We start from the raw sequence: 24,840 nt of genomic DNA, 5'->3' as shown, positions 1-24,840 counted from the left end.
TCTGACTCCCAGAGTCGATGAATTACAGGGTTTCCGGGCGCGGCTGAACCGGCGGTTTCACCTCAGCAGGAATAGGGCAGTGATAAGGCGTTTCGCTGGTTTGCTCGAAGTGGGCCTTTTTCACCTGCGCCAGCAGCACCTTGTCGGTGAGGACATCGATCGCCGTCGCCGCCATGATTTTCGCTACGTGGGTCAGGCCCTTATGGGCGGCAGGCATTTTCCCCTGGGCTGTCAGCTGCCAGGAGTGTCCCGGCGTGCCCAGCGCCATCGTCGGAACGTGCGCCTGAACGGTCGGCAGCACCCAGCTGACGTCGCCTACGTCAGTTGAGCCGATCATGGTTTCGCCATGAGTATCCAGCGGGATGATAAAATCACTCAGGGGTTTAGGATTGGCGGGTTTTACGCCCGCCTTGCGGTAATCGCTGGCGATCTCTTCCGGGCTGAGCGTTGCCTGGATTTCGGCCGCAAAGGCCAGATCGGCCTGATCAAACGGCACGGTGCCCAACGCCTCGAAATTACGCTGCATGGCCTCTTCCAGCGGACGATTGCCCAGCAGGTTAGAAACGGCGCTCATGATACTGATCTCGACCTGAGTGTCGGTCATCATCGCCGCGCCCTGCGCCACGCGTTTCACCCGTTCGTTCAGTTCAAACATGGCCTGCACATCGCGAGAGCGGATGGCATAGCGTACGGTTGCCTTGGCCTGCACCACGTTTGGCGCAATGCCGCCGGAGTCCAGCATGGCATAGTGGATGCGTGAATCCTGCGGTACGTGCTCACGCAGGAACTGCACGCCGACGTTCATCAGCTCAACGCCGTCGAGCGCGCTGCGTCCCAGGTGCGGCGAAGCCGCCGCGTGGGAAGAGCGGCCGGTAAAGAAGAAATCCATACGGGTGTTAGCCAGCGACAGCGCTTTAGCCACTTCGTGATGGCCGGAAGGGTGCCAGGTGATAGCCACGTCCACGCCGTCAAAGGCGCCAGCCCGCGCCATAAAGGATTTCGCCGCGCCGCCTTCTTCCGCCGGGCAGCCGTAATAGCGCACGCGGCCAGGCAGGCCGGTTGCCGCCAGCCACTCCTTCAGCGCGGTCGCCGCCAGCAGCGCTGCTGAGCCGAGGAGGTTATGTCCGCAGCCGTGACCGTGCCCATTGCCGGGGAGCGGAGAAGGATACGCCACGCCCGACTCCTGGCTCAGTCCTGGCAACGCGTCATACTCTCCGAGAATAGCGATGATTGGACCACCTTCTCCCGCTTCGCCCATCACCGCCGTGGGGATCCCTGCCACGTTTTCCGTCACGCGGAAACCCTGCTGCTTCAGCATTGCCGTATGCTCTGCTACCGAGCGGTATTCGGTATAGCAAATCTCAGGCATTCCCCAGACGCGATCGCTAAGATCGCAGAATTCGTCACGGTGTTCATCGACCAGCTTCCAGACTAACTCTTTGTTTTGCATGACAGTCCCCAGTGAGCGTGAGTGGGTAAGAAACGGTGCCGCGGTGGCCCGGCTGGTTTCAGCATGCAAGAGAGGGGAGGCGGATTACCAATGAGCAATTCGCCTGCCCCATTCCAAAATTGCATAGTTTCTGCCCGTCAGGCAGCGGAAGGGGTTTTCTCACCGTCGAGGGCGCATTGCCAGAATGCCTCGGCGGATTCCGCCCGCAGCACCGGCTGGCGATAGAGGCGAATATCCAGCGGCATATCCCAGCAGGCGCTGCCCGCCCGCACCAGCGCACCGCTTTCCAGCTCGGCCTTCAGCAGGCTTTCAGGCAGCCAGGCGACGCCGCTGCCTGCCATAGCCATTGCCTTGAGGTTGATCGACATACTGTTCTCATAGATAGCGACCAGCGGCAGCGACTGGATGGTTTCCGACTTTGCCAGCGCGTGGGCAAAGAACGAGTGATGGCCGTAGCTCAGGAAGGGAATGGGATCGCTGCTGACGCCAATCGGGTAAAGGGGCTTGCCGTCGCTGTCAGGGCGGCAGACGGCGACGGCCCGCTCTTTGCCCAGTTGCAGCATGGGATAGTGCTTAAGCTGCTGGATTAAGGCCACGGAATCATGGGCATAGGTGAGCAGAAAGTCGGTCTCGTCAGAATGTAGCAAAGCAATATGCTCAACAAACGTCGGTTTTTGATCGCAAAGGCGGATGTAGCCTAGCGGCTTCTGGTGCTTTAGCTGTTCTATCCAGTCCGGGAAGAAGGTCAGCGACAGGGTATTTAGCATGGCAAACCGCAGCACCGAGGTGCGTTTCTCATAGCGCTGGTGCAGATCGCTGCGCAAATGTCCTAGCGAAAAAACCGTCTCGCTGGCGGCGATCAGGAAAGCCTGGCCTTCAGGCGTCAGGGTGACCGGATAGGTTTTGCGGTCAAACAGCGAAACGCCCAGCCACTCTTCCAGCTGGCGGATGCGGCGGCTGAGCGCGGACTGGGTGATATGCCGCTCATCGGCGGCGCGGGTGAAGGTACAGCAGCGTGCAACACTCAGGAAATCTTCGAACCATTTCAATTCCATAGTAAAACCTCGTTCTGGACGAAAGGGGAAGGCGTTTTCAACTGACGTCAGAAACACGCAAAAAACGCGCCACTGTGAAATTTGGCCCTGAAATCGCTGTTTTTCATGCGACAGGCTGCGATAATGCGGACTATCCCCCATTAAAAGCGCACAAAACGCGGAAAATGCACTTTATCAGTGCACTTCAGGTCAGGCAGCAAAGAGGACAGCCAGCATGGAATATGAATTTTTACGTGACCTCACCGGCGCGGTGAAGGTGCGCATGTCGATGGGGCATGAAGCCGTCGGCCACTGGTTTAATGAAGAGGTGGAGGGCAACCTCGCGCTGCTGGACGACGTTGAAGCTGCGGCAGGAGACGTAAAGGGCAGCGAGCGGCAGTGGCAGCGCGTGGGCCACGAATACACGCTGTGGATGGATGAGGAAGAGGTGATAATCCGCGCCAACCTGCTCAGCCTTGAAGGCGATGAGATGGAAGAGGGAATGAATTACTACGATGAAGAGAGCCTGTGCTTCTGCGGCGTTGAGGATTTTCTGGCGGTGATTGCCGCTTACCGGAATTTTTTGCACGGCAGGTAAAAGAGGCGCCCTTGCAGGCGCCTCTGAGGTCAGACCGTCTCAATATCCTTTAACCTTCTGCGCGGCTTTTGGTCGCCACCGCTGAAGTAAGGTGAACATTGCTAGACCGTAGCAATGGGCGTGGCGGGCGAGCCCACCGCACCAGGCAGGCGCAAAGGAGGAGCGGTAAGCAGGAAAGCGTGCCGCTGCTGTGCTGCCAGCCAGTCCGCCAGCGGACTCATCAGCCACAGTTCACCAAGGTAAACCCCCAGGCGGAACAGACAGAGATCGTGTAAGGGATGAGAGGGAAAGAACGCATCATTTAGCGGCGTGGCGGGCAGAATTTCTACCGCCGGGTTATCGGCCAGCAGCGCGACGACGCCGCTGTCATGTACCCACTGGCGCAGGCGGGCATCGCTGCCGTCCAGACCGGCAAAATGGCTGTTGAGAAAGGCCATATCCGGTTCGCCGTTCATCGCCAGAATGGCTTCATCCATGCCGGTGCGAAAGCAGACCAGGTCGCCGGGGCGAATCACTATGTTATCGGCCGCAATAATCTGTTGCAGATGCGCATAGCCAAAGGCGAACCGTTCGCTGCCAAAGTGGCGCTTGATGTCGATCATCACCGCCCGGCCCTGAATCCCGTGCTGCGCCATATTCTCAATTCCCAGCGCCTTCGCGCCGAGATGACTGCCCTGTGAGCAGCCGCAGCCGCCGCGGTAATCCGTTTCGCCAACGATATCCACACCGGCTTTATAGCCGTTGTAGAACACCATCTCTGGTTCGCCGTTGCCCTGCACATCAAACCACTGGCCCATATGTGCCAGGCTGTCCCACTGCGTGGAGTATTGCAGGGCCAGGGTGACGCTATCGTCGCAGATAATATCGCTGAGGCGCGCATCATCCCGCGACAGCGGATAGGTCATATTGGCGTTGTCACCGCGGCGGGTGGCCGCCAGCTGCGGTGGCGGGCGGCGCGGGTTCATCGCTGTGCCGCCGGGCAGATCCAGCGGCAGACTGAGGCAGAAAGTCTGCCCGGTCTGCACCTCGGCAATGCCCTCTTTTACTTTTTGCGCGGTCAGCAGATTGAGTCGTCCTAACTGATCGTCCGGGCCAAAGTCGCCCCAGGTTGAGAGTTCGGGGCGCTGTTTCCAGCGGGATGAGATGTTCATCAGGCACTTTCTCCTGTGCTGTTCAGCTGCATTGGGGTAACGCGCGGCAGCCAGAAGCCGTAAATCAACGCGCCCAGCAGGCCGACAATGCCAGCCAGAACCAGCGGGATAACAAAGGAATGGGTGAACTGCATCAGTACGCCGATCAGGATCGGCGAGATAATACCGGCAAGGTTGGCCGCCATGTTCTGAATGCCGCCGATGGTGGCGACATTGGCCCGGTTTGGCGCAACGTCCGACGGCAGCGCCCACAGCGCGGCGGAGGCGAAGGTGGCGGCGAAGTTGGCAAAACAGAGTGCGCTGAGCGCCAGCGTCACCGTCGGCGAGAAGGCTGCCAGACCAATCACCGCGCTACCCAACATGCCGCCAACCAGCGGAATTTTTCGCGCCACGGTCAGCGAAACGCCACGGCGTACCAGGCTGTCGGAAAGCAGGCCGCCGCACCAGCCGCCGATAATGGCGGCAATGCCCGGCAACATGCCGATCAGGCCGAACTTCAACAGCGACAGATGGAAGGTTTCCACCAGGTAAGTGGGGAACCAGGTGAAGAAGAAGTAAGAAACAAAATTGATGCAGAAGAAGCCGGCCATCATCGCCTGCATGGTCCGCTGGCTGAGCAGTTGGCGGATGCTCATCGGCTCGCCGGTTTGCGGGTCCTGATTGGCCTCAATAAATTCCACTTCGGCGGCGGAGACGGTTTTGTGATCGCGAGGATCGCGATACCAGTAATACCAGCCTGCTGCCCAGACTACCGCGACCATGCCGGAGATCACAAAGGTCATGCGCCAGCCGACCAGCGCGATCAAAAAGGAGATGATCGGGATCGCCAGCGTGCCGCCGATCTTGCTGCCATTGTTAAATGTGGCGGCGGCAAAGCTGCGTTCCTGACGGGGAAACCAGCGCGTCACCGTCGAGGAGCTGGCGGGGTAGCTCGGGGCTTCAACCGCGCCAAGCACAAAGCGGGCGCCGACCAGGGCAGTTAAGCTGTTCGCCAGGCCGCAGACCGCCGTGGCAAGGCCCCAGCCAAGGCTGCTGACCGCAAAGGTAATTCGCGGACCGAGCTTATCCACCAGCCAGCCGCCGGGCAGTTGAAACAGCACGTAGCTCCAGAAGAAGGCCGATAGCAGCAGGCCGCTGTCGGTACTGGATAACTGTAAGTCGTGCGACATAAACGGGATCGCCACGCTCATTGCGGCACGATCAATGTAGTTGATCGCAATCCCGAACGAGAGGACGGTTAAAATGACAAACCGCATCTTCCCACTGGCTTTTTTTTCACCTGCGTTGGCAATCACAGCATTATCATGAGAATTGATTGACATGATCGGCTCCGGTACAGAGTTTTTATGGTTTTAAGCGGATAAGACCCTGTCATCCCCCATTGCTGGGGGATGCAGCAGGTCGCAGAGTTATGCCCGGCCCATCGAAGCCTGGTGTGCCGGGGCTTGTTCTTTATCGGAAATAGGCTCGACTTTGCCCATCAGGAACAGGTAGTTGAGAATGCCAATCACCACCAGAATGGCAGAGAAGACCAGCGCCCAGGTGAAGGAGCCGGTTGCTGCAACGATGGCGCCCGTGACAATGGGGCCGATTGCGCCGCCCAGGTTGGAGACGGTGTTTTGCAATCCGGCGACGATGGACACGCTGTTTTTAGGCGCAACGTCGCCAGGCAGCGCCCAAACCTGAGAGGCGGCCACGGTAGTCCCGGACTTCGCCACGCACAGCAGGAATACGGTCATAAACACCGAGTCGGTAAACGGCGCAAAACCAATGCACAGCGCCATCAGGAGGCCGATAGTGAGGAACAGCTTACGGGTTGCGGTTAGTGACAGGATTTTTTTGTGCACAATCCGGTCTGACGCCCAGCCAGCCAGCACTTCAATGATCATCCCGCACAGCAGCGGCAGGGCGGCGATCATCCCCATCTTAATGAAGTCCATCCCTTTTTCCTTCACCAGGTAGGTTGGCAGCCAGGTGATAAAGAAATAGGAGGTGTAGTTGATGGTGAAGAAGCCGATGCACATCGCCCAGATGTTGCGGTAGCGCAGCAGCTTGTACCACTTCATCGGACGCACGCTTTTATCACCGTGCTGGCGGGCCTGGCCTTCGCGGATCAGGCTGACTTCCTGCTTACTGATGTACTTATGTTCTTCCGGGTTTTCGGCGTAGATAAAGTACCAGGCGATCACCCACAGCAGCCCGACGCTACCAATGATCAGAAAGGTCAGCCGCCAGTCGAACATATAGATCATCCAGACGATCAGCGGCATCGCCACCGCGCCGCCAAACTTCGACGCGCTGTCGAACAGGCCGGAAACCGTGGCGCGCTCTTTATCCGGGAACCAGCGGGCGGTGATCCCGGCATTGCTTGGATAGGCCGCCGCTTCACCCACGCCTAACGCCAGGCGCAGCGCCAGCAAAGATTTAAAGCCGGTCGCCAGCCCCATGATTGAGGTGGCGATTGACCACCAGGCCACGGCCAGCCCGAGGCCTTTTTTCTGGCCGAAGCGGTCAGCAAACCAGCCCGCCGGGATTTGCAGCAGCGAATAGGACCAGAAGAACGCCGCCATGATGAAGCCCATCATTTCAGGGGTCAGCTTCAGCTCGTCAATCAAATGAGGAGCCGCTGCCGACAGTACGGTACGGTCGATATAGTTGATGGCGATCGCCAGCCACATCAGGCCTGCGATCCACCAGCGTATACGGCTATTTCCAGCAAGAGTATTCATAGTCTGAGCCCGGTACAGAGGAGGTTATTCGCTGGATCGTGGTCCAGCTTTGTTTCGCGGGGCGGCAACAGCGCCCCGGGCCTGATTACAGTGAATTCATCACGTTGACTGGCCGCTGCTGCGCTTTTACGCACTGAATAATCTGCTGCACGCAGCGCTCGCCAATGGCGCTGATCGCGCCGTCGGTATATCCCGCGATATGTGAAGTAGGGATAAAGTTCGGCAGAGAGAACAGCGGATGCTCTTTCAGCGGTTCGTGTTCAAACACATCGGCTGCGGCACCGGCAATGACGTTATCGGCCAGCGCCTGATGGAGATCGCTCTCGTTGATCACGCCGCCGCGAGAGACGTTGATCAGAAAGGCGGATTTTTTCATTCTGCGCAGACGGGCAGCATCGAACAGATTGCGGGTTTCATCGGTCAGCGGCGTATGCAGCGTGATGAAATCACAGGCTTCGGTCAGCTGATCCATGGAGACAAACTGGATGTTATGTTCGCTGGCGAATTTTTCATCGGGATAAAAATCAAAGGCCAGCACGCGCATATTGAATCCGCTGGCGCGCAGGGCAACCTGCTTACCAATATTGCCCAGCCCGATAATCCCCAGCGTTTTGCCATAGACATCGGTAGCGAAAATTCGCGGCCACTGACCTGCTCGGGTTTCCACGGCGGCGGTGGTCACCTGACGGGCGGCGTTGAGGATCAGCGCAAAGGCAAAATCGGCCACCGCATGTTTATTGGCATCGGGTACGTTAGTGACATAGATGCCGCGCGCCCGCGTAGCGTTCAGATCGATATTGTCGACGCCAACGCCATGCTTGCAGACGATTTTTAGCTGAGGCGCGCGTTCCAGCAAGGCTTCATTAACATCGGTGAACGCCACAATCATCGCTACGGTATCGGCCAGATGCGGCTCAAGCGCGCTCAGCGGCGCATCTGCCGGCAGGGTAATCAGCTCAAAGCCCTGCGCCCGCAAATCGTTAACCGGCTGCGCATCGTATTTGGCGAAAGAAGGTGAGGTACAGATCACTTTCATCATCGTTTTCCTGGTATTAACGCGGGCAGCGGCGGTGCGCTGCCGCAAAAATTAGTGGGTGTACTGATTGACGATCTGGCGAATGCGCTGCTCTTCTTCGGCGCTGAAGCGCACGGCATAGCGGCTTTCACCCACGTCATATCCCATCAGCGCGACGGCTTTTTTCACCGCGGCAGGTGAAAACGCCACGCTATAGAGATCGGTACGCAGACCGGTAACGTTTTCCTGCGCTTTACGGGAACCTTCACGATCTCCGGCGCTGAAGCGCTCCCAGATGGCGTTGATCTCTTTTGGCGCTACGTTCGCCAGGCCGGAGATACAGGCAGAACAGCCGTCGACAAAGCCCTGATGAATCAGTGAATCCGGACCGTTCAGCACATCGAAATTCTCAATCCCTTTGACTGCTTCCAGGAATCCGCTCAGGCTTTCATAGCTGCCCGCGCTGTCCTTGATGCCGATAATGTTGGGGTGCTCCGCCAGTTTGCGGACGGTGGCCGGTTCCAGCGTGTTGCCGGTGCGGGCCGGGATGTTGTACAGAAACACCGGAACACTCAGCGCATCGGCCACCGCGCGGTAATGAGCGATCAGCTCATCCTGCTTCAGCGGGACAAAGTACGGGGTGATCACCGAAACCGCATCGACGCCAAGCGCAGCAACCTGTTGACCCAGGCGGATAGTTTCCCGGGTGGATATCTCCCCTACGTGGGCGACGACAAAGGCTTTTCCGGCCACTTCTTCAACGCAGGTTTTGGTAACGGCCAGTTTTTCCTGCTCGTTCAGCACAAAGAATTCGCCGTTGGTGCCGCCGCAGAAAATGCCGTTTCCTGCCGCCAGCTGACGCTGGATCTGCTGACGCAGAGCCGGTTCGTTGTAATCACCTTCAGCGGTGAACGGGGTGACGATGGCGGTCAGCACGCCGGTAATTTTTTTGCTCATGATGTCCTCGTAATCAATTAGTGATTCTGGGTAGGGAACAGCGTCAGATAAACGTCACGCACGTCGCTGGCGCTGACCGGAGCCGGCACATTTTTCATCAGGCGCTGCACGTCCAGCGCGGCTTCAACCAGGTAAGGGAGATGATCGGAACCAATGCCCAGCTCATCGAGACTGGCTGGCAGCTTCAGGCGCTTCACCAGCGCAGCGAAGTAGTCGACCAGCGCTACGGATTTCTCTTCATCGCTCAGCGAGAGGTCGGCGCCCGGCACCAGATCCCAGGCCTGGGCAAATTTGGCGACGGCGGCTGGACGCACAAAGCGCATACAGGGGGCCAGCAGGATGGCGTTCGCCACCCCGTGGGGAATGTGATACTTGCCGCCCAGCGGGTAGGACATTGCATGTACCAGATGCGTCCCGGCATGAGCAATGGCCGCGCCGCCGTAGTAGGAGGCCCAGAGCATATCCAGACGCGCGGCCAGATTGCCCGGCTCCGCCACGGCGGTTTCCAGGCTGGCAAACAATTTTTGCAGACCAATCAGCGCATAGTTATCGCTGACCGGATTAGACACGGTAGCGGTAAAGCATTCGATCAGGTGGCAGAGAGCATCAATACCGGTTGAAGAGGCAATGTGCGCGGGCATACTGGTGGTCAGTTCCGGCGCCAGCACCACGTAATCAGGCAGCATCACCGGAGAGATAATGCCCACTTTGGTCTCTTTTTCCGGGATAGCCAGAATGGCGTTTGGCGTGGCTTCAGAGCCAGTACCGGCGGTGGTTGGGATCAGTAAAGAGGCGGTGCGCGACTGCGGCTTCTCACCGTTCAGCAACGCTTCCAGCGTTGGAGAGTGCGCCACGCAGAGTACGGACAGCAGTTTGGCGACGTCCAGTACGCTCCCTCCGCCGACGCCGATCACCAGATCAACCCCGCTGGTATCCAGCGAGGCCACAATGGCGGCCACATCATGCTGGCTGGGTTCTGGCGGAACGGAGTCAACCATTTTGACCGTCGCGACCTTATCGCATACCTGTTTGATTAGCTCCTGCACCAGCGGGATGCCGCCGATGTTTTTATCGGTCACTAACAGGACATGCTGTCGGTCCTTAAGCAGATAGCCAATATCATTAAGTGTCTGATAGCCACTGATTACCGTGCTGTTAATATTCATTCGTCTTACCTTGCCTCTGCCTGCTCTATGGCGTTGCTGGGTGATTGTATTTCATCATTTACTCGCGTTAGCCTCACGAGACATGCCTAATTTTATAGGACATATCGATTTCGATTAATTTGATCTTGCTCACATATAATCAATCATGATTGAATATAATCATTAACGGTGGAGGCGACGGGGTCCTTCCCGTCATCGCAGGAGAAGATATGACGCGCTCTCAGTGGAAAACACCGGTGCTGGTTATCGCCGACGACTTTACCGGCGCTAACGATGCTGGCAGCGGACTGGCCAGAGCGGGCGCCAGGGTTAACGTCCTGTTTGATGCGGCGGCACAGGCCGACGGGCAGAGCGCCGATGTCTGGGTGATCAGCACCGACAGCCGGGCCGTTAGCGCAGCGCGGGCAGCCGAATGCACCCGTACAGCGGTTGAACGCTGGGCAAACATTGCCCGCGACGGCTGGATATTCAAGAAGATGGATTCAACGCTGCGCGGCAACCCCGGCGCGGAAATTGACGCCGCGCTGCGGGCCAGCGGCGCACCCGCTGCGCTGGTGGTTCCGGCGGTGCCGAAACTGGGGCGAACCACCCGTGACGGCAACTGCTTTATTTACGATGTGCTGCTCACTGAAACGGAGTATGCCAGCGACCCGAAAACGCCGGTTAACCACGCCAGCGTGGCGGCGCGTTTGCAGGAGCAAAGTGCGCTTGCTACCGGGCTGATCCCCCTACAGGCGGTTCGCCTGCCGACGCTGGCGGCGACGCTCGCTACGGCTATCGAACAGGGGCAGCGGCTGATCGTGATTGATGCTGAAAGCGATCGGGATCTGCAACTGATCGTCGCGGCGGCGGCGGAATTACCGCAGCGCCCTTTACTGGCGGGAGCCGCCGGACTGAGCGATGCGTTGAGCCTGCTGCTTAACGAAGGTGTCGGTAAAGCCTGTGCAGCAGACGGCGCCGGTAAAAATGGCCCGGTACTGGCCGTGGTGGGATCGATGAGCGAGATCGCCCAGCGCCAGCTGACCCAGCTACAGCACCATCACGATTTAACCCTGATTGATGTGGATATCGAACAGTTGTTTAGCGGCTGGCCCGACGCAGACGCCTGGCGACAGCGTGCGGTCGATGCGTTGCAACAGGGCCAGCACTGCGCGATCCGTACCTGTCAGCAGGCCAGCCAGCGGCAGGCGATTGCCGGGCTTTGTGAGCGTTATGCCCTCAGCCGTCAGCAGCTTGGCGAGCAGATCTGCGCCTTCCTGGCCGGGTTAACCCGCGATGTGCTGGCGGCGATCGTCCCTTCAGGCCTGTATCTCTCCGGCGGCGATGTGGCGATTGCGGTGGCTCGCGGGCTGGGCGCTGAAGGGTTCCGAATTGAAGGACAGGTGGCGGGCTGCGTGCCATATGGCCATCTGTTAAAGGCAAAAAATGACCTGCTGGTGCTTACCAAGGCTGGCGGCTTTGGTGATGACACCACCCTGGTAGAAGTTTTTCGTTTTATTGAGGAGAAGGCGAGTGAGTAAAATTATTGCGGTTACCATGGGCGATCCTGCGGGCATTGGCCCGGAAATTATCATCAAATCACTGGCAGAAGGGGAGCTGTCCGGCGCACCGGCGGTGGTGGTGGGTTGCGCCAGTACGCTGCGCCGTATCCTGGCCTTAGGCATCACGCCGCAGGCAGAACTGCGGGTGCTGGATAGCGTGGCTGATGCGCATTTTGCGCCCGGCATCATTAATATCATCGACGAGCCGCTGGCAAACCCTGAATCGTTAAAGGCGGGAGTGGTGCAGGTTGAGGCTGGCGATCTCGCCTATCGCTGTGTAAAACGCGCTACCGAGCTGGCGTTGGCCGGTGAGGTTCAGGCGATAGCGACGGCGCCGCTGAACAAAGAAGCGCTGCATTCAGCCGGGCACCTTTATCCAGGCCATACGGAGCTGCTGGCGAAGCTGACCGATACCAAAGACTACGGCATGGTGCTGTTCACCGACCGGCTGAAGGTGATTCACGTCACCACCCATATTGCCCTGCGCAAATTCCTGGATACGCTGAATCGCGAGCGTGTGGAAACGGTGATTGGCATGGCGGATACCTTCCTGAAGCGGGTCGGCTTTGAAAACCCCCGCATCGCCGTCGCCGGGGTCAACCCTCATGCGGGGGAAAATGGCCTGTTTGGCGATGAGGAGATTGTTACCGTTGGTCCTGCGGTTGAAGCGATGAAAGCGAAAGGTTTAAACGTCACCGGCCCCTGCCCGCCGGATACGGTGTTCCTGCAATGCTACGAAGGCCAGTTTGATATTGTAGTCGCGATGTATCACGACCAGGGGCATATCCCGCTCAAGCTGCTGGGCTTCTATGATGGGGTGAACATTACCGCCGGACTGCCGTTTATCCGGACTTCCGCAGACCACGGCACCGCCTTTGATATTGCCTGGACAGGTAAAGCGAAGTCTGAGAGCATGGCTATCTCCATCCAGCTCGCGATGCAGCTCGCATAAGGACGTATGAAGGGACAAAGCCGCCTCGATCAGATTATGGACTATCTGAAAAGCCATAATCTGGTTACCGTCGATCAGCTGGTGGCGGCAATTTCCGCCTCGCCAGCGACGATCCGACGGGATTTAATCAAGCTCGATCAGGAAGGGGTTATCAGCCGCACTCACGGCGGCGTGACGCTTAACCGTTTTATTCCTGCTCAGCCTACCACGCTTGAGAAAATGCAGCGCAATCTGGCCGAAAAGCAGGCCATTGCTCAGGCTGCGGCCAGCCTGGTGAAGTCGGGGGATTCAGTGGTGCTGGATGCCGGCACCACTATGCTGGAGCTGGCTCGTCAGCTGACGCATCTACAGCTGCGGGTCATTACCTCAGATCTGCATATCGCGCTGTTTCTCTCCGGGTTTAAGCAGATTGAAGTGATCATCATTGGCGGTCGGATCGATGATTCGAGCCAGTCCTGCATTGGCGATCACGGACGCAGACTGCTGAAAAATATCTATCCTGACGTCGCGTTCGTCAGCTGTAACTCGTGGAGTCTGGAGAAGGGCATCACCACGCCCACGGAAGAGAAAGCTGGGTTGAAAGAGGATCTGTTGCTCAACGCTCGCCGCCGCGTGCTGCTGGCGGACAGCAGTAAGTATGGTTCCTGGTCACTGTTCTGCGTCACGCCGTTACAAAATCTCACCGATATCATCACCGATGCGCATCTCAGCGAAGAAGGGCTTAGCGCGTTGCGCGATCAGGCCTTCAATCTGACGCTGACCCGTAGCTAAAGCAGAAAGAAAAACGGGCGGCTCCGGGCCACCCGCTTATTGCCGCTCAAAAAGCGCTACAGCGTTTTTAATCCAACGGCTGGGATATTGCGTCCGTAGTAAATTTCACGCATCTCTTTCCACAGCAGGTCGGTAATGCGCTTATGCTCCTGCGCGCTCAGGTCTTCCGGGCGGGTATTAAAGAGATAGTGTTTTAAATCAAACTCTTTCAGCAGCATCTTAGTGTGGAAAATATTCTCCTGATAGACGTTCACATCCATCATGTCATACATCGATTTCATATCATCCGACATAAAGTTCTGAATCGAATTGATCTGATGATCGATGTAATGCTTCACCCCGTTTACGTCACGCGTAAAGCCACGTACGCGATAGTCGATGGTGACAATATCGGATTCCAGCTGGTGTATTAAATAGTTCAGCGCCTTCAGCGGCGAGATGACGCCGCAGGTTGACACTTCAATATCGGCACGGAAGGTGCAAAGACCGCCTTCCGGATGGCTCTCCGGGTAGGTATGCACGCAGATATGGCTCTTATCCAGATGGGCAACCACCGAGTTTGGCAGCGGGCCTGGGTGCTCCGAGTTATCAATATCTTTAGGATCGATCGGCTCTTCGCTGACCAGAATGGTGACGCTGGCTCCCTGCGGCTCGTAATCCTGGCGGGCGATATTCAGCACGTTAGCGCCGATAATCGAGCAGGTTTCGCTGAGGATCTCCGTCAGGCGGTTAGCATTATACTGCTCATCAATGTACGCAATGTATCCGTCACGCTCTGCCTCTGTATTGGCGTAACAGATATCGTAGATACAAAAACTCAGGCTTTTCGTCAGATTATTGAAGCCATGTAGTTTAAGCTTTTGCAATTTTGTTCACCCCCTTAACTGCCCGGCTGTCTGGCCAGCGCATTTAATAGATATTGCGGCAGGGCAAAGCTGCCAGTGTGAATCGCCGGATTGTAGTAGCGACAGCTCAGGTTTGCCGCGTCAAAGCGTGCCTGCAAGGTGGCCGTATCCAGCTGGCGCAAAGCCGGGTTGTCGCTGGCCCAGGCAAAGGTCATGATGCCGCCGTAATAGGTTGGGATCGCAGCCTGATAGAAGCTGACGTCGCCGAAATAGTGGCTCAGCTTGCGATGACTGTCGATCGCTTCGTCCTGCTGAAGGAAACAGACGCCATTCTGCGCGACAAAGATGCCATTTTCATTAAGGCAGCGCCGGCAGCCCTGATAAAATTCTGAGGTAAACAGGCTTTCACCTGGACCGATAGGATCGGTACAGTCAGAGATAATCACGTCAAACTTCTCGCTGCACTGACCCACAAAATTCACGCCATCATCAATCACCAGATTGAAACGCGGATCGTCATACGCGCCAGCGCTGTGGTTGGGCAGGTACTGTTTGCAGAAGGTCACCACGCCAGCGTCGATTTCGACCATGGTGATCTGCTCAATATCTTTATGGCGACTGACTTCGCGCAGCATTGCCCCATCGCCGCCGCCGATAATCAGCACGCGCTTCGCCGCGCCGTGGGCCAGCAGGGGAACGTGGGTCAGCATTTCATGATAAATGAACTCATCGCGCTCGGTGGTTTGTACCACGCCATCCAGCGCCATCACGCGACCTAACGCGGCATTTTCAAAGATGATCAGATCCTGGTGATCGGTTTGTTCACGGTAGAGGATTTTATCGACAGAAAAGTACTGTCCAAACCCGGCATGAAGCGTTTCATACCACATCTCTTTTTCGGACACGGGGGATTCTCCTCTTAACAGCCTCGAAAAATGAGCGCGCAATAATAGCTAACTCTGACCGTGGTTGCACGGTCAAATTATCAACAGATAGCAAACAAAGGGAGGGATTATTTCACGTAAGCGAGCAGGCTGAGAGAATCTCTTGCCAGGGATTTACACTTGGTGTCGTTGGGAACGGCGATACCGCTTAAGTCACGGTAGCTGTCCTCGCCGAGCGCTTTCATATTGAAACTGCTGTAATTGGTTAAATCCCAGCGGTTTTGCTGTGCAAAAAAGACCAGCGCTTTACGTATCTGCCCGTCCGGCAAGTCCTGATATCCGCAGTCATTTTTCAGATAAACAAACACGGCCGTCAAATCGGCCAAATCTTCCGCTTCAGATTCGCTCAGTGCGAAACTTGTCGACGAGAAGCCAAAGAGGCTCAACAACAACAGAGCCCTGATGCTTTTCTTCATAATTGATCTCAACCGATTGCAATAGTCAGACGTTAGCACAGTTATTCACAGGCTTCAGACAATTTTACCTTAGAAATGTCTATATTCGGTCAATTTACCGCTCCAGCGACGGCAAAGCTTGACCTTCCCGGTGGGGGAGGGTTTATGCTTTCGCCAGAAATTTTTGCAAAACCAAAGTTGGGATAATGCAACGTCGTGATTTGATTAAGCTGGCCGCCGCAGTCAGCGCCGCCAGCGCGCTGCCCTTGTGGAGCCGTGCGCTGATGGCGGCGGAACGCCGCCCTGAACTGCCGATTCCGGCACTGCTGATGCCGGACCCGCGCGGCGTGATGAATATTACCGCACAGGCCGGAACGCAGGTCTGGCGGGGCAAAAAGGTGCCAACCTGGGGTTACAACGGCAGCCTGCTTGGGCCAGCGCTACAGCTGGAGCGCGGCAAGCCGGTGACGCTGAAGGTGCGCAACACGCTGCCGGAGGCGACGACGGTGCACTGGCACGGCCTGGCGATACCGGGGGAGGTGGACGGCGGCCCGCAGGCGCTGATTGCGCCGGGAAAAACCCGCACCGTCAGCTTCACGCCCGATCAGCCTTCCGCCACCTGCTGGTTCCACCCGCACCAGCACGGCAAGACGGGTTATCAGGTAGCGCAGGGCCTGGCCGGACTGGTGATTGTCAAAGATACGGACGGTGAAAAGCTGCTGCTGCCTAAAATCTGGGGCGTGGATGATATTCCGGTGATCCTCCAGGATAAAAGGCTGAGCAGCGACGGCGGCAAAATTGACTATCAGCTGGATATTATGAGCGCGGCGGTAGGCTGGTTCGGCAATACGATGCTGACCAACGGCGCGATTTATCCACAGCACGCGGTGCCGCGCGGCTGGCTGCGCCTGCGCCTGCTCAACGGCTGCAATGCCCGCTCGCTGAACCTGACGACCAGCGATCGTCGCCCGATATACGTCATCGCCAGCGATGGCGGATACCTGGCGGAGCCGGTCGAGCTGAAAGAGCTACCGATGATGCCCGGCGAGCGTTTTGAACTGATGGTGGATACCCGCGACGGCAAAGAGTTTGATTTGCAGACGCTGCCGGTACGGCAGATGGGCATGTCGCTGGCGCCTTTTAATCAGCCGCTGCCGGTGCTGCATATTGTGCCGCTGCAAATTCTCGCCAGCGGTTCGCTGCCGGACCGGCTGGTTGAGGTGCCTGCCTTACCTGCCACGGCGGGTCTTAATCAACGCCTGCTCAAGCTGACGATGGACCCCGAACTGGATCGTCGCGGTATGCTGGCGCTGATGGAAAAGTATGGTCATGCGGCAATGGCTGACATGAGCGGCGACGCGCATGATAACGACGACGATCCGGGCAAGTCCGGCAGCAACGGTTCGATGCCCGGCATGGATCACGGCAGCATGAAGGGCGGCGCAATGCCGACTGGCAATAAGCCAGAACCCTACAATTTCCACAGCGGCAATAAAATCAACGGCGCGGCGTTTGATATGCGCACGCCAGCCTTCGACGTGAAGCGTGGTGAAGTGGAAAAGTGGACGATTTCAGGCGAGGGCGATGAAATGTTGCATCCGTTCCATATTCATGGTGCCCAGTTCCGCATCCTTTCTGAAAACGGCAAGCCTCCGGCCGCGCACCGCAGCGGCTGGAAGGACATTGTCAGGGTGGAAGGCTGGCGTAGCGAAGTGCTGGTGCGTTTCGATCACACGGCAAATAAAGACCAGGCCTATATGGCGCACTGTCATCTGCTTGAGCATGAAGACACCGGCATGATGCTTGGCTTTACGGTGAGCTAATCTCGTTAAGCGGGGCCAGCGTATTGCTGGCCCCGATCCTTTTGCCCGAGCTTATAACGTGCTCAGCGCCAGCCTTAAATCCTCGATCAAATCATCCTTGTTCTCAATGCCAATCGATACGCGAACGGTGGATTCACCGATGCCGATGCGTCCCCTGACCTCAGCAGGCACGCCGGAATGGGTGGTGCTGGCCGGGTGGCTGGCAAGCGATTCCGTGCCGCCAAGGCTGACCGCCAGCTTGAACAGCTGGAGCGCATTCAGCAGCCTGAAGGCGGCTGCCTGGCCGCCGACTACGTCAAAAGAGAAGGTCGATCCCGCGCCGCTGCACTGCCTGCTGAACGTCTGAGCCGCCGGAGAGTCTGCCTCCAGCAACGAGAGCGCATGAAGTTTCTCAATTTTCTCATGACCGCGAAGAAATTCCGCCACCGCCACGGCATTGTCGTTGGCCCGCTGCATACGCAGCGCCAGCGTTTCCAGCGAGCGACCAATCATCCAGCTGGAGTGCGGGTCGAGCTGGGTGCCAATCGCGCTGCGCAACGCTTTAATCTGCCTGACCAGCGCCTTGCTGCCCATTACCGCGCCAGCAATCAGGTCTGAATGTCCGCCGACGTATTTAGTCAGCGAATAGAGCGACAAATCGGCGCCATGCTCAATCGGGCGCTGAAAGACCGGGCCGAGCAGGGTGTTATCACAGGCGACGATTGGGCGATGCTGCTGTTTTATCTCAATCTCGTCTGCTATGCGCCGGATCAGCGCAATATCCACCAGGCTGTTGGTTGGATTCGCTGGCGACTCTATCAGGATGACGGAAACCCGCCCGCGCTTCATCGCCTCGGCCGCCGCCGCCTGCACGGTAGCTTCGTTCAGCCCGTCGGCAAAGCCTACGGCCGCGACGTTCAGCTTGCTAAACGTTTTGCTCAACAGCGTTTCCGTGCCGCCATAGAGTGGCTGCGAATGCAGAATGGCGTCGCCAGGCTCGACAAAAGTCAGCAGGGCGGTGGAGATAGCCGACATGCCGGAAGAGAACAGCGCGGCGCTCTCCGCGCGTTCATAAATCGCCAGCCGATCTTCCACTATCTCGCTATTGGGATGGTTGAATCTTGAGTAGACCAGCCCATTTGCGCCACCGGCGGGTGGCTCTTTACGGCCGGAAACATAGTCAAAAAAGTCCTGCCCCTCTTCGGCTGAATTGAACACGAAAGTCGAGGTGAGAAACACCGGAGGTTTGACCGCGCCTTCAGACAGCGCAGGGTCGTAGCCATAGTTAAGCATCTGGGTTTCGGGGTGCAGTTCACGAGTGCCGATATGGGTTTTTTTCGAAGGGAGGGAGGCCATGCAAACTCCTGCCGTTAAGGCATACTGAAGGGGATAATGTCAGCATACGTTAACATGCGCATAATTGCGCTGGTAAATGAATTATCGTTCTAAGTTTAAAACCATTTGCATCATTAAATATTGTCTGTCGCTAAAATGGAAGTCTATACGTCTGTGTGCGATTCGGTGGGCCTCGCTTTGCAACAACGGGAAATCACCGGAGGATTTGTGATAAACTTCGGCGCTTCCCCTAAGCAATCAAGACCAACAAAAGTTATGAAACATACCGTAGAAGTAAAAAATATATGGTTTTCATGCTGTTAGGTGTTTTCTTGAAAACTCATTTTCTTGATGTAAAATCAAATAATTAGAGCGTTTTCTGTTTTTGTGTTTATTCACTTTTTCGGGCTGTAGCAACGAACGGTGTATCAATCGGTGTATCAACAGCTGGCGGTTCTGGAGGGGTATGTCAGGCACAAATAAACTGAGTGATAAAAAACTCAGGTCGCTGGCCGGAGCCGAAAGAGAAACCCCGGCAATGTTCGCTGATGGTGAAGGGTTGAGTGTCCGGGCTTCTAAGCAGGGACAACTAAGTTGGGTGTTCTCTTATCGTCTGGGTGGGCGTGGTAGCCGCCTGGAGAGGTTGACGCTGGGTCGTTATCCAGACATGTCGTTGAAGATGGCGCGTGACAAGCGTGAGCAGTGCAGGCAATGGCTTGCTGGTGGACTCGATCCGAAGCTTGAACTTGTCATAAGCACTGAAGAAACTCTGAAGCCTGTAACTGTCCAAGATGCTCTCGAATACTGGCTGGTGAATTATGCCCGGCATAAACGCAGCGACGAAGATATGACCCGCGCTCAACTGCGTAAACACATCTATTCACGTATTGGGCATTACCCGCTTACTCGATGTGAAACCCGCCACTGGATCGCCTGTTTTGATGAGATAAATAAAAAGCAGCCGGTTACCGCTGGGAGAATGTTCCAGATTTCTAAGCAGGCGCTCAGGTTCTGCCGGGTTCGTCGTTATGCTTCCAGTGATGCGCTGGCTATCCTCACAATACAAGATGTGGGTAAACCTTCCGGGCAGCGTGACCGGGTATTATCTGATACCGAGCTGGCGGACGTATGGCGTTGCACCTATAGCAATGATCAGCACCCGTATTATTTGCGTCTGCTTAAAGTGCTTACCCTGTTTGGTGCCCGAACAATGGAAGTCCGGTTGTCCCGATGGTCTGAATGGGATTTCACTTCGTGGATCTGGACTGTTCCAAAGGAACACAGCAAAACTAAAGAAAAAATAATTCGCTCCATTCCCGAAGGTATTCGCCCCTGGCTGAAAGAGTTGAAGCGGGAAACTGGCACATCTGGATTATTGCTTGGTGAAGACCGCACCCGCGCATCTGTATCGCTGAAGGGGCGCAGGCTGTATAAAGATTTCAGCCATAAAGAGCCGTGGACGCTTCACGATTTACGCCGTTCCTTCTCCACCGGGCTGAACAATATGGGTATTGCTCCACATATCGTTGAACTACTACTTGGTCATGCATTGCCTGGCGTGATGGCGGTTTACAACCGTAGCTTGTATCTGCCGGAGAAGCTGGATGCGCTTGATAAGTGGTATGCCCGGCTCGAGATTCTGGCTGGCAGCCATGAGAATATTATTATTTTAAAAGCAGGTGTGAAATGAAAATATTAAATATAAATGCATTCGAGAGATTGGCAGCTCAAAGGTTAGTTACCATTGCTGAGGTGGTTAATGCTATATACGCAATAAACCCTAATACTAAAGTAAAAGATTTAAATGAAGATGATGTTGAGGAAATACAGGATATAAGGAAAGCAGTAACAAGGAACATACGTTATTTAAAAATACGCGTAGGAAGCGTGAACGAGGAGTTAGACGCCGATTTAGCCTTTGCAGCGGCCTACGATTATATCAGTGAAGACATAACACCGAAAGAAATCATTGAAAGAATAAAGGACGCTGTTATCGCTTTTCATTATAGTAATGATTGGCAAAATTACATGATGGCTTTCGGCGGAAGATCATTAGTTGAAATCGTGGGACAGGTAAGGAAAACGGGGCGTGGTCAACACCGTAAGAGTGATGAGGAGAAAGGAAATCAAAAAATGATGGGGCTACTAATAAAACTTTTAGCCGATAAACACTCCAGTGGTAAATATGGGGAAACCCATAAACCAAAGATTTCTGAAATTTATAAAGATGTCTTGGCGCTCGCAGAAAAGGAGAAGATTTCCGATAAAGGAATTAAGAGAGCGACTTTCAATGCTAAAGCGTCTGCGGCATTGAAAGCTGTATATGATGAAAACTGACAGCAAAACTTTTTGCATGTTTTTGCAAGTTTTTGCATATGAATGCACATCATTGCATTCCATTGTCTCTGGTTGTCTCTCATTGTGTCTCATAACTGTTCATTGTTGTTCATTACTGTTCGTGTCCGTTCGCTGTCGTTCCTTGTTGTTCATTTATATTATGAAGTTTTGATTCCATCTAACTGTTTTTATTAATTAAATTCAATGCATTAGTAACATAATTATGAACTGTTGTAGTTTTGCAATTTCTCAGTGGATTTAATTTATTTCAGTAGATTTAATGGTTTTTTTAATAGATTCCATTCTTGTTGGATTCATGTTCAACCATACAGTACTATTGCTTCCATAACGCAGAAACAGTGGAGGCACCATGCAAAATCTTATCTTCATACCGCCAACTCCTGAGCAGCGCCGCACCATCCTTGAGGAATACGCTTTCAAGTATGACAAGCGTATCCGTGAGGACGAATGCGGCGAGATCACCAGCCTTTCCCGTTCCAGTCGCTGGAAGATGGAGCAGGAAGGCCGCTTCCCCGCCCGTTGCCATTTTGGCCGCAATAGCTGCGCCTGGCTTCTCTCCGATGTGCTGTGGTGGGTTCGTAATCCCCCGGCGGTAGAGAACGTTAATAACCCATACAGCCGCAAATCGGCTTAGTAAGCTCACCGTGCAATCACACGCAAAATCGCCTGATCAGCGAAAAGAAAATGTTGCGTGGTGTTGCGCAAAAAATATTGCAGTATCCCTAACGCTGTCGCGGCGGCTCTAATTAAAGACTAATTCGGAGCTACAGAAATGACTCAGAGAAAATTAAGTGCCTTGACTGGCACCGCCCCAACTCACCCTGAGGCTAGCCAGAATGGTATTTCAGACAATAACTTTGCTGCGCGTATCCCGGTGACGATCAGCAATATTGGCGGCAAAGACATTCAGTCTGTGCATGGTCGCAAACTTCATGCCTTTCTGGCGGTAGGGCGTGACTTCACTACATGGATTAAAGCACGAGTTAAGCAATACGGTTTTGTAGAGGGTGTTGATTACGTAGTTGTCGAAGATTTGACCGCCCCCAAACGGGGGAGCTCAAAATCTCGCCAGAGAATTGAACATGACTACATCCTGAGCCTGAACATGGGTAAAGAGCTTTCGATGGTTGAGCGCAACTATCAGGGCAAACTCGCCCGCCAATATTTTATCGACTGTGAAGAACGCCTGCGCCGTGTAGCCCCCGAAGAACATCAGGCAGCGCTTACCACATGGCGACAAAACCGCGTGGCAGCTTGTGAAGACCACAAGAGCATGACAGATGCCATGAAGGGCTACATTGAGCGCACTGGCGACAGCCAGAAAGGATTCGCCTACAGCAATGAAAGCACCTTCATCAATCGCCTGGTGCTGGGTATGCACCCGCCAGTGTGGGCTAAACAGAATGGCGTACAGGCCAAAAAGGTACGCGACCATATGAATGCTGACCAACTGGCGCTGGTGGCCTATCTGGAAAGCCGGGATTGCGCCTTGCTGGATCTGGATACGGCTACCGAAGAACGAAAGACAAAACTCACTGAGCTGTCCCAACGCTGGCTGGTTAAACGTGTGGGAGGCTTATCGTGAACATTCAACAGGGGGTATGCCCAGCAGAACCCGCAGCCCGCAAGGCCTCAGCGGTAACTGTGCAGACTGGCCCGGTTTTTTCGGGGCAGTTACCAGACAACAATTATGACGCTCAAAGCCTGCACGGGTCTTTGAGTCCCGCTCAAAGTTTGCGCGTTCCTTTAATGCACGCACATATCAAACTCGGTGATATGCCGAGTTCAGTCAACCGGGTACGAAATACGTACTCAGTTGATTATCGCGAATCGCGAGAATCGGCTAAGTCGTTGATTACAGATAAAAGAATGTTTACCCCTCTTTTGGCTAACTCATTGATTCTTCCACAAACCTGTAGCTCATGGCACGGTAAACACGAACAGTATTCGGGTTCACCTGAACAGGAACAATTTTCCGGTTCATCTGAACATAAACAGTGCTTAGGTTCGGCAATCATTCCGTTCGGATGTATCAAGCAAAATCAGACGGTTGGAGATGGCGCAGATTTGCGCCATGAAAAAGGCAGCACTGCGAATGCCGCCCTTAGGGATGATGGAAAAAACCATAACGCGGAATATCAGCAGGTTAACCGACTATCTTTTAGCGAATCGGATAACTCACCCTCTTTAAGAGGGGAGGCTCAGCGCTTGCAGGTAACGCACTGTCACCTGCAAAACTCTTCAAGAGTTGCACAAACTTTGTACGCCGAAATTATCGGGGAGCCTCACAACCCCGACGATATCGGGTCAGTAACCTACGAAAATTTTGTAGGTCAGCCCTTTGGTTCGATGCCTTTCATACGTAAAGCCTCTCGCCCCAATTCCTTTAACCAGTTGCTGGTGCTGGTGTTTTCCTCTTGGGCCAAGTCGTCAAATTGCTTACGTAGCTCCGAAGGAATGCGGATAGGCAGCATTGGGGATCTTCCATTGCCTTTTGGTTGTTTGTCTCTCGATATTGACATGCATATGCCTATAGGTTTATGGTTAATTCAAATAGGCATATACACTAACATGTGTGAGTCTATTAAAACAACGCCCCGGACTGCTCGAACAGTACCAGGGCGTCTAACCACCACCGTTAATCTCGATAACGAGGCAGCTATGAAAGATATTACCACACACCCGCAAGGGCGGCATTCCTACACCTGGCGCTTTTTGGCGCTCAACCGTCACGACAAGAACGCCAGACCCTGCCGCCTGTCTGTTGAGGCTCCAACCGAACGTGAAGCCCGCCGGATTCTGGCCCCTCATTTCATTCTCTCACTGGCGGCTCGCCTGCCTGCACAGGGGGTGTGCAATGCATAAGCAAACCTTTGAGGCCATTTGCCACGCTGAAAATGCCCGTGCGCTAAACCTTCAGGCGATTGCCGTTCTCGATATGTGGATGGATACGCTCACCAACCATGATGAGTATGAAGCGAATAAGGTTGCCGCCATTCATACCCTGATCCATGCAGCGCTTGAACACATTCAGAAAGCTACGGAGGTGCGTCATGTCGCATGAAATCACACTGGAACAGGCTGCTGAAATGGCCCATCAAGCCGAGATAGTTTGCGCCATGCTGGAAGACCATCCTCACCACATGACCGATGGCGATGTATCAGCTATTGCGGCACTGGTTAAAAAACTGGCGGGTCATGCTGCTGGCTGGCTTATCGAAGAACAGGCACAGCGGGAGAATACTCATGCGTGAACCACAAGTTAACAGCCGCTGGAAAGACGGACGCGGGGAACTGGTGACCGTTACTGATGTTGCCTTCAATTTCGTCAGGTTCATCCGTGACGGTTACAAATTCCCCGTAACCTATTCACCTGAGCGTTTTGTTAAAGAGTTTTCACCTGTAACGGAGGCCGGAAAATGAGCGAAGAAATGCTGACAGCTGAAGATCTGTTCTGGGCGAAAAAAATCATCGCAGACAGCTACATCACCCTGAACATTGAGCGTAACGGTGTGCCGGTCTATGTTCATGGCTCTCAGTGTCTGCCTCTCACGCTGCCGCTGCTGTTCTGGGTGCTGACCGAATCGATAGAGAAGAAGCTGGTGGAAATGTTCGGGCCTGATGAAGGTTTAATCCGCACCGTTGGCAAGTTCTGGCAGATGCTGGATATGGACGCGCTGGACGACAGAAAGGATAACTGCCTGTCTGAAACGGGCGTATGGGCCGTTGACACCTCGATGGAAAGCCTTGCCGGGTTTCTGGCAACCGGGCAGGTGCCTGAACCAGTGATCCACTGA

At 55.1% G+C, this 24,840-nt stretch carries 26 protein-coding genes; 14 read left to right on the top strand and 12 right to left on the bottom strand.

Features of this window, described 5'->3' with window-relative positions; all coding sequences use genetic code 11:
• Window positions 1-22: 22 nt before the first annotated feature.
• The gene (locus NG99_RS21465; RefSeq protein WP_034897541.1) at window positions 23-1,450 is read right to left on the bottom strand and encodes an amidohydrolase; all 1,428 of its coding nucleotides are present in this window, start codon (window positions 1,448-1,450) and stop codon (window positions 23-25) included.
• A gap of 137 nt (window positions 1,451-1,587) precedes the next feature.
• On the bottom strand, window positions 1,588-2,505 hold the full coding sequence (locus NG99_RS21460; protein WP_034897907.1) for a LysR family transcriptional regulator: 918 nt from the start codon (window positions 2,503-2,505) through the stop codon (window positions 1,588-1,590).
• Between the two features lie 214 nt (window positions 2,506-2,719).
• Between NG99_RS21460 and yacL the strand changes: the two genes are divergently transcribed.
• The gene (gene yacL / locus NG99_RS21455; RefSeq protein ID WP_034897539.1) at window positions 2,720-3,082 is read left to right on the top strand and encodes a protein YacL; all 363 of its coding nucleotides are present in this window, start codon (window positions 2,720-2,722) and stop codon (window positions 3,080-3,082) included.
• 101 nt (window positions 3,083-3,183) lie between these two features.
• Here yacL and NG99_RS21450 read toward each other — a convergent pair whose 3' ends face one another.
• From NG99_RS21450 to NG99_RS21425, 6 genes are all read right to left on the bottom strand, one after another.
• On the bottom strand, window positions 3,184-4,233 hold the full coding sequence (locus NG99_RS21450) for a cyclase family protein (protein ID WP_034897537.1): 1,050 nt from the start codon (window positions 4,231-4,233) through the stop codon (window positions 3,184-3,186).
• Window positions 4,233-5,555: an MFS transporter gene (locus NG99_RS21445; protein ID WP_052130827.1), complete on the bottom strand. Its 1,323-nt coding sequence runs from the start codon at window positions 5,553-5,555 to the stop codon at window positions 4,233-4,235. The genes NG99_RS21450 and NG99_RS21445 overlap by 1 nt, the downstream gene beginning before the upstream one ends.
• A gap of 87 nt (window positions 5,556-5,642) precedes the next feature.
• A complete protein-coding gene (locus NG99_RS21440; RefSeq protein ID WP_034897533.1) occupies window positions 5,643-6,962 on the bottom strand; it encodes an MFS transporter in 1,320 nt (439 codons plus the stop codon).
• A gap of 85 nt (window positions 6,963-7,047) precedes the next feature.
• Window positions 7,048-7,998 carry a phosphoglycerate dehydrogenase gene (locus NG99_RS21435; RefSeq protein WP_034897530.1) on the bottom strand — a complete coding sequence of 317 codons (951 nt, stop codon included), beginning with the start codon at window positions 7,996-7,998 and terminating at the stop codon, window positions 7,048-7,050.
• Window positions 7,999-8,049: 51 nt separating this feature from the next.
• Entirely contained in the window at window positions 8,050-8,934 is an 885-nt protein-coding gene (locus tag NG99_RS21430) for a dihydrodipicolinate synthase family protein (RefSeq protein WP_034897528.1), read from the bottom strand.
• A gap of 17 nt (window positions 8,935-8,951) precedes the next feature.
• Window positions 8,952-10,100, bottom strand: coding sequence for an iron-containing alcohol dehydrogenase (locus tag NG99_RS21425; protein ID WP_034897526.1), 1,149 nt, complete (start codon window positions 10,098-10,100; stop codon window positions 8,952-8,954).
• A gap of 209 nt (window positions 10,101-10,309) precedes the next feature.
• Between NG99_RS21425 and dtnK the strand changes: the two genes are divergently transcribed.
• The 3 genes from dtnK to NG99_RS21410 are packed head-to-tail and all read left to right on the top strand — an operon-like array spanning window position 10,310 to window position 13,364.
• On the top strand, window positions 10,310-11,620 hold the full coding sequence (gene dtnK, locus NG99_RS21420; protein ID WP_034897524.1) for a D-threonate kinase: 1,311 nt from the start codon (window positions 10,310-10,312) through the stop codon (window positions 11,618-11,620).
• The gene (locus tag NG99_RS21415; RefSeq protein WP_034897522.1) at window positions 11,613-12,593 is read left to right on the top strand and encodes a D-threonate 4-phosphate dehydrogenase; all 981 of its coding nucleotides are present in this window, start codon (window positions 11,613-11,615) and stop codon (window positions 12,591-12,593) included. Before dtnK ends, NG99_RS21415 begins: the two co-directional genes overlap by 8 nt.
• Window positions 12,594-12,599: 6 nt before the next feature.
• On the top strand, window positions 12,600-13,364 hold the full coding sequence (locus tag NG99_RS21410; RefSeq protein WP_034897519.1) for a DeoR/GlpR family DNA-binding transcription regulator: 765 nt from the start codon (window positions 12,600-12,602) through the stop codon (window positions 13,362-13,364).
• A gap of 56 nt (window positions 13,365-13,420) precedes the next feature.
• Here the strand turns inward: NG99_RS21410 and speD are convergent, their stop codons facing one another.
• The 3 genes from speD to NG99_RS21395 all read right to left on the bottom strand — a co-directional run bounded on the left by speD (window position 13,421) and on the right by NG99_RS21395 (window position 15,569).
• Entirely contained in the window at window positions 13,421-14,230 is an 810-nt protein-coding gene (gene speD, locus NG99_RS21405) for an adenosylmethionine decarboxylase (protein ID WP_034897516.1), read from the bottom strand.
• A gap of 14 nt (window positions 14,231-14,244) precedes the next feature.
• Entirely contained in the window at window positions 14,245-15,114 is an 870-nt protein-coding gene (speE, locus tag NG99_RS21400; RefSeq protein ID WP_034897514.1) for a polyamine aminopropyltransferase, read from the bottom strand.
• Between the two features lie 107 nt (window positions 15,115-15,221).
• Window positions 15,222-15,569, bottom strand: coding sequence for a YacC family pilotin-like protein (locus tag NG99_RS21395; protein ID WP_034897512.1), 348 nt, complete (start codon window positions 15,567-15,569; stop codon window positions 15,222-15,224).
• A gap of 185 nt (window positions 15,570-15,754) precedes the next feature.
• Between NG99_RS21395 and cueO the strand changes: the two genes are divergently transcribed.
• Window positions 15,755-17,371 (top strand): multicopper oxidase CueO, encoded by a 1,617-nt coding sequence (cueO, locus tag NG99_RS21390; RefSeq protein WP_034897509.1) that lies wholly within the window; start codon window positions 15,755-15,757, stop codon window positions 17,369-17,371.
• Between the two features lie 51 nt (window positions 17,372-17,422).
• On the opposite strand, the gene NG99_RS21385 is transcribed toward cueO, so the two are convergent.
• A complete protein-coding gene (locus tag NG99_RS21385; RefSeq protein WP_034897507.1) occupies window positions 17,423-18,706 on the bottom strand; it encodes a cystathionine gamma-synthase family protein in 1,284 nt (427 codons plus the stop codon).
• Between the two features lie 445 nt (window positions 18,707-19,151).
• On the opposite strand from NG99_RS21385, the gene NG99_RS21380 reads away from it, so the two are divergent.
• From NG99_RS21380 to NG99_RS21340, 9 genes are all read left to right on the top strand, one after another.
• A complete protein-coding gene (locus tag NG99_RS21380; protein WP_034897505.1) occupies window positions 19,152-20,375 on the top strand; it encodes a tyrosine-type recombinase/integrase in 1,224 nt (407 codons plus the stop codon).
• Window positions 20,372-21,022, top strand: coding sequence for a hypothetical protein (locus NG99_RS21375; RefSeq protein ID WP_034897503.1), 651 nt, complete (start codon window positions 20,372-20,374; stop codon window positions 21,020-21,022). Before NG99_RS21380 ends, NG99_RS21375 begins: the two co-directional genes overlap by 4 nt.
• Before the next feature lie 370 nt (window positions 21,023-21,392).
• Window positions 21,393-21,677, top strand: a complete 285-nt coding sequence (locus NG99_RS21370; protein ID WP_034897501.1) for a helix-turn-helix transcriptional regulator — start codon at window positions 21,393-21,395, stop codon at window positions 21,675-21,677.
• 138 nt (window positions 21,678-21,815) lie between these two features.
• The gene (locus NG99_RS21365; RefSeq protein ID WP_034897500.1) at window positions 21,816-22,628 is read left to right on the top strand and encodes an antA/AntB antirepressor family protein; all 813 of its coding nucleotides are present in this window, start codon (window positions 21,816-21,818) and stop codon (window positions 22,626-22,628) included.
• Window positions 22,625-23,908 carry a host cell division inhibitor Icd-like protein gene (locus NG99_RS30290; RefSeq protein WP_332308365.1) on the top strand — a complete coding sequence of 428 codons (1,284 nt, stop codon included), beginning with the start codon at window positions 22,625-22,627 and terminating at the stop codon, window positions 23,906-23,908. Before NG99_RS21365 ends, NG99_RS30290 begins: the two co-directional genes overlap by 4 nt.
• On the top strand, window positions 23,901-24,107 hold the full coding sequence (locus tag NG99_RS21350) for a hypothetical protein (protein ID WP_034897493.1): 207 nt from the start codon (window positions 23,901-23,903) through the stop codon (window positions 24,105-24,107). Before NG99_RS30290 ends, NG99_RS21350 begins: the two co-directional genes overlap by 8 nt.
• Window positions 24,097-24,297 carry a hypothetical protein gene (locus tag NG99_RS21345; protein WP_034897490.1) on the top strand — a complete coding sequence of 67 codons (201 nt, stop codon included), beginning with the start codon at window positions 24,097-24,099 and terminating at the stop codon, window positions 24,295-24,297. Before NG99_RS21350 ends, NG99_RS21345 begins: the two co-directional genes overlap by 11 nt.
• Window positions 24,290-24,466 (top strand): DUF4222 domain-containing protein, encoded by a 177-nt coding sequence (locus NG99_RS28460; RefSeq protein ID WP_072017641.1) that lies wholly within the window; start codon window positions 24,290-24,292, stop codon window positions 24,464-24,466. The genes NG99_RS21345 and NG99_RS28460 overlap by 8 nt, the downstream gene beginning before the upstream one ends.
• On the top strand, window positions 24,463-24,840 hold the full coding sequence (locus tag NG99_RS21340) for a hypothetical protein (protein WP_034897488.1): 378 nt from the start codon (window positions 24,463-24,465) through the stop codon (window positions 24,838-24,840). Before NG99_RS28460 ends, NG99_RS21340 begins: the two co-directional genes overlap by 4 nt.

Source organism: Erwinia typographi (genome assembly GCF_000773975.1).
In the GTDB taxonomy this organism is placed as follows: Bacteria; Pseudomonadota; Gammaproteobacteria; order Enterobacterales; family Enterobacteriaceae; genus Erwinia; species Erwinia typographi.
This window is presented reverse-complemented; position numbering and strand designations above follow the sequence as displayed.

Excerpts from the sequence above, each read along its gene's own strand:
- NG99_RS21465 (WP_034897541.1), bottom strand. The coding sequence starts at position 1,450 with ATGCAAAACAAAGAGTTAGTCTGGAAGCTGGTCGATGAACACCGTGAC.
- NG99_RS21460 (WP_034897907.1), bottom strand. The coding sequence starts at position 2,505 with ATGGAATTGAAATGGTTCGAAGATTTCCTGAGTGTTGCACGCTGCTGT.
- yacL (WP_034897539.1), top strand. The coding sequence starts at position 2,720 with ATGGAATATGAATTTTTACGTGACCTCACCGGCGCGGTGAAGGTGCGC.
- NG99_RS21450 (WP_034897537.1), bottom strand. The coding sequence starts at position 4,233 with ATGAACATCTCATCCCGCTGGAAACAGCGCCCCGAACTCTCAACCTGG.
- NG99_RS21445 (WP_052130827.1), bottom strand. The coding sequence starts at position 5,555 with ATGTCAATCAATTCTCATGATAATGCTGTGATTGCCAACGCAGGTGAA.
- NG99_RS21440 (WP_034897533.1), bottom strand. The coding sequence starts at position 6,962 with ATGAATACTCTTGCTGGAAATAGCCGTATACGCTGGTGGATCGCAGGC.
- NG99_RS21435 (WP_034897530.1), bottom strand. The coding sequence starts at position 7,998 with ATGAAAGTGATCTGTACCTCACCTTCTTTCGCCAAATACGATGCGCAG.
- NG99_RS21430 (WP_034897528.1), bottom strand. The coding sequence starts at position 8,934 with ATGAGCAAAAAAATTACCGGCGTGCTGACCGCCATCGTCACCCCGTTC.
- NG99_RS21425 (WP_034897526.1), bottom strand. The coding sequence starts at position 10,100 with ATGAATATTAACAGCACGGTAATCAGTGGCTATCAGACACTTAATGAT.
- dtnK (WP_034897524.1), top strand. The coding sequence starts at position 10,310 with ATGACGCGCTCTCAGTGGAAAACACCGGTGCTGGTTATCGCCGACGAC.
- NG99_RS21410 (WP_034897519.1), top strand. The coding sequence starts at position 12,600 with ATGAAGGGACAAAGCCGCCTCGATCAGATTATGGACTATCTGAAAAGC.
- NG99_RS21395 (WP_034897512.1), bottom strand. The coding sequence starts at position 15,569 with ATGAAGAAAAGCATCAGGGCTCTGTTGTTGTTGAGCCTCTTTGGCTTC.
- cueO (WP_034897509.1), top strand. The coding sequence starts at position 15,755 with ATGCAACGTCGTGATTTGATTAAGCTGGCCGCCGCAGTCAGCGCCGCC.
- NG99_RS21385 (WP_034897507.1), bottom strand. The coding sequence starts at position 18,706 with ATGGCCTCCCTCCCTTCGAAAAAAACCCATATCGGCACTCGTGAACTG.
- NG99_RS21380 (WP_034897505.1), top strand. The coding sequence starts at position 19,152 with ATGTCAGGCACAAATAAACTGAGTGATAAAAAACTCAGGTCGCTGGCC.
- NG99_RS21375 (WP_034897503.1), top strand. The coding sequence starts at position 20,372 with ATGAAAATATTAAATATAAATGCATTCGAGAGATTGGCAGCTCAAAGG.
- NG99_RS21370 (WP_034897501.1), top strand. The coding sequence starts at position 21,393 with ATGCAAAATCTTATCTTCATACCGCCAACTCCTGAGCAGCGCCGCACC.
- NG99_RS21365 (WP_034897500.1), top strand. The coding sequence starts at position 21,816 with ATGACTCAGAGAAAATTAAGTGCCTTGACTGGCACCGCCCCAACTCAC.
- NG99_RS21350 (WP_034897493.1), top strand. The coding sequence starts at position 23,901 with ATGCATAAGCAAACCTTTGAGGCCATTTGCCACGCTGAAAATGCCCGT.
- NG99_RS21345 (WP_034897490.1), top strand. The coding sequence starts at position 24,097 with ATGTCGCATGAAATCACACTGGAACAGGCTGCTGAAATGGCCCATCAA.
- NG99_RS28460 (WP_072017641.1), top strand. The coding sequence starts at position 24,290 with ATGCGTGAACCACAAGTTAACAGCCGCTGGAAAGACGGACGCGGGGAA.
- NG99_RS21340 (WP_034897488.1), top strand. The coding sequence starts at position 24,463 with ATGAGCGAAGAAATGCTGACAGCTGAAGATCTGTTCTGGGCGAAAAAA.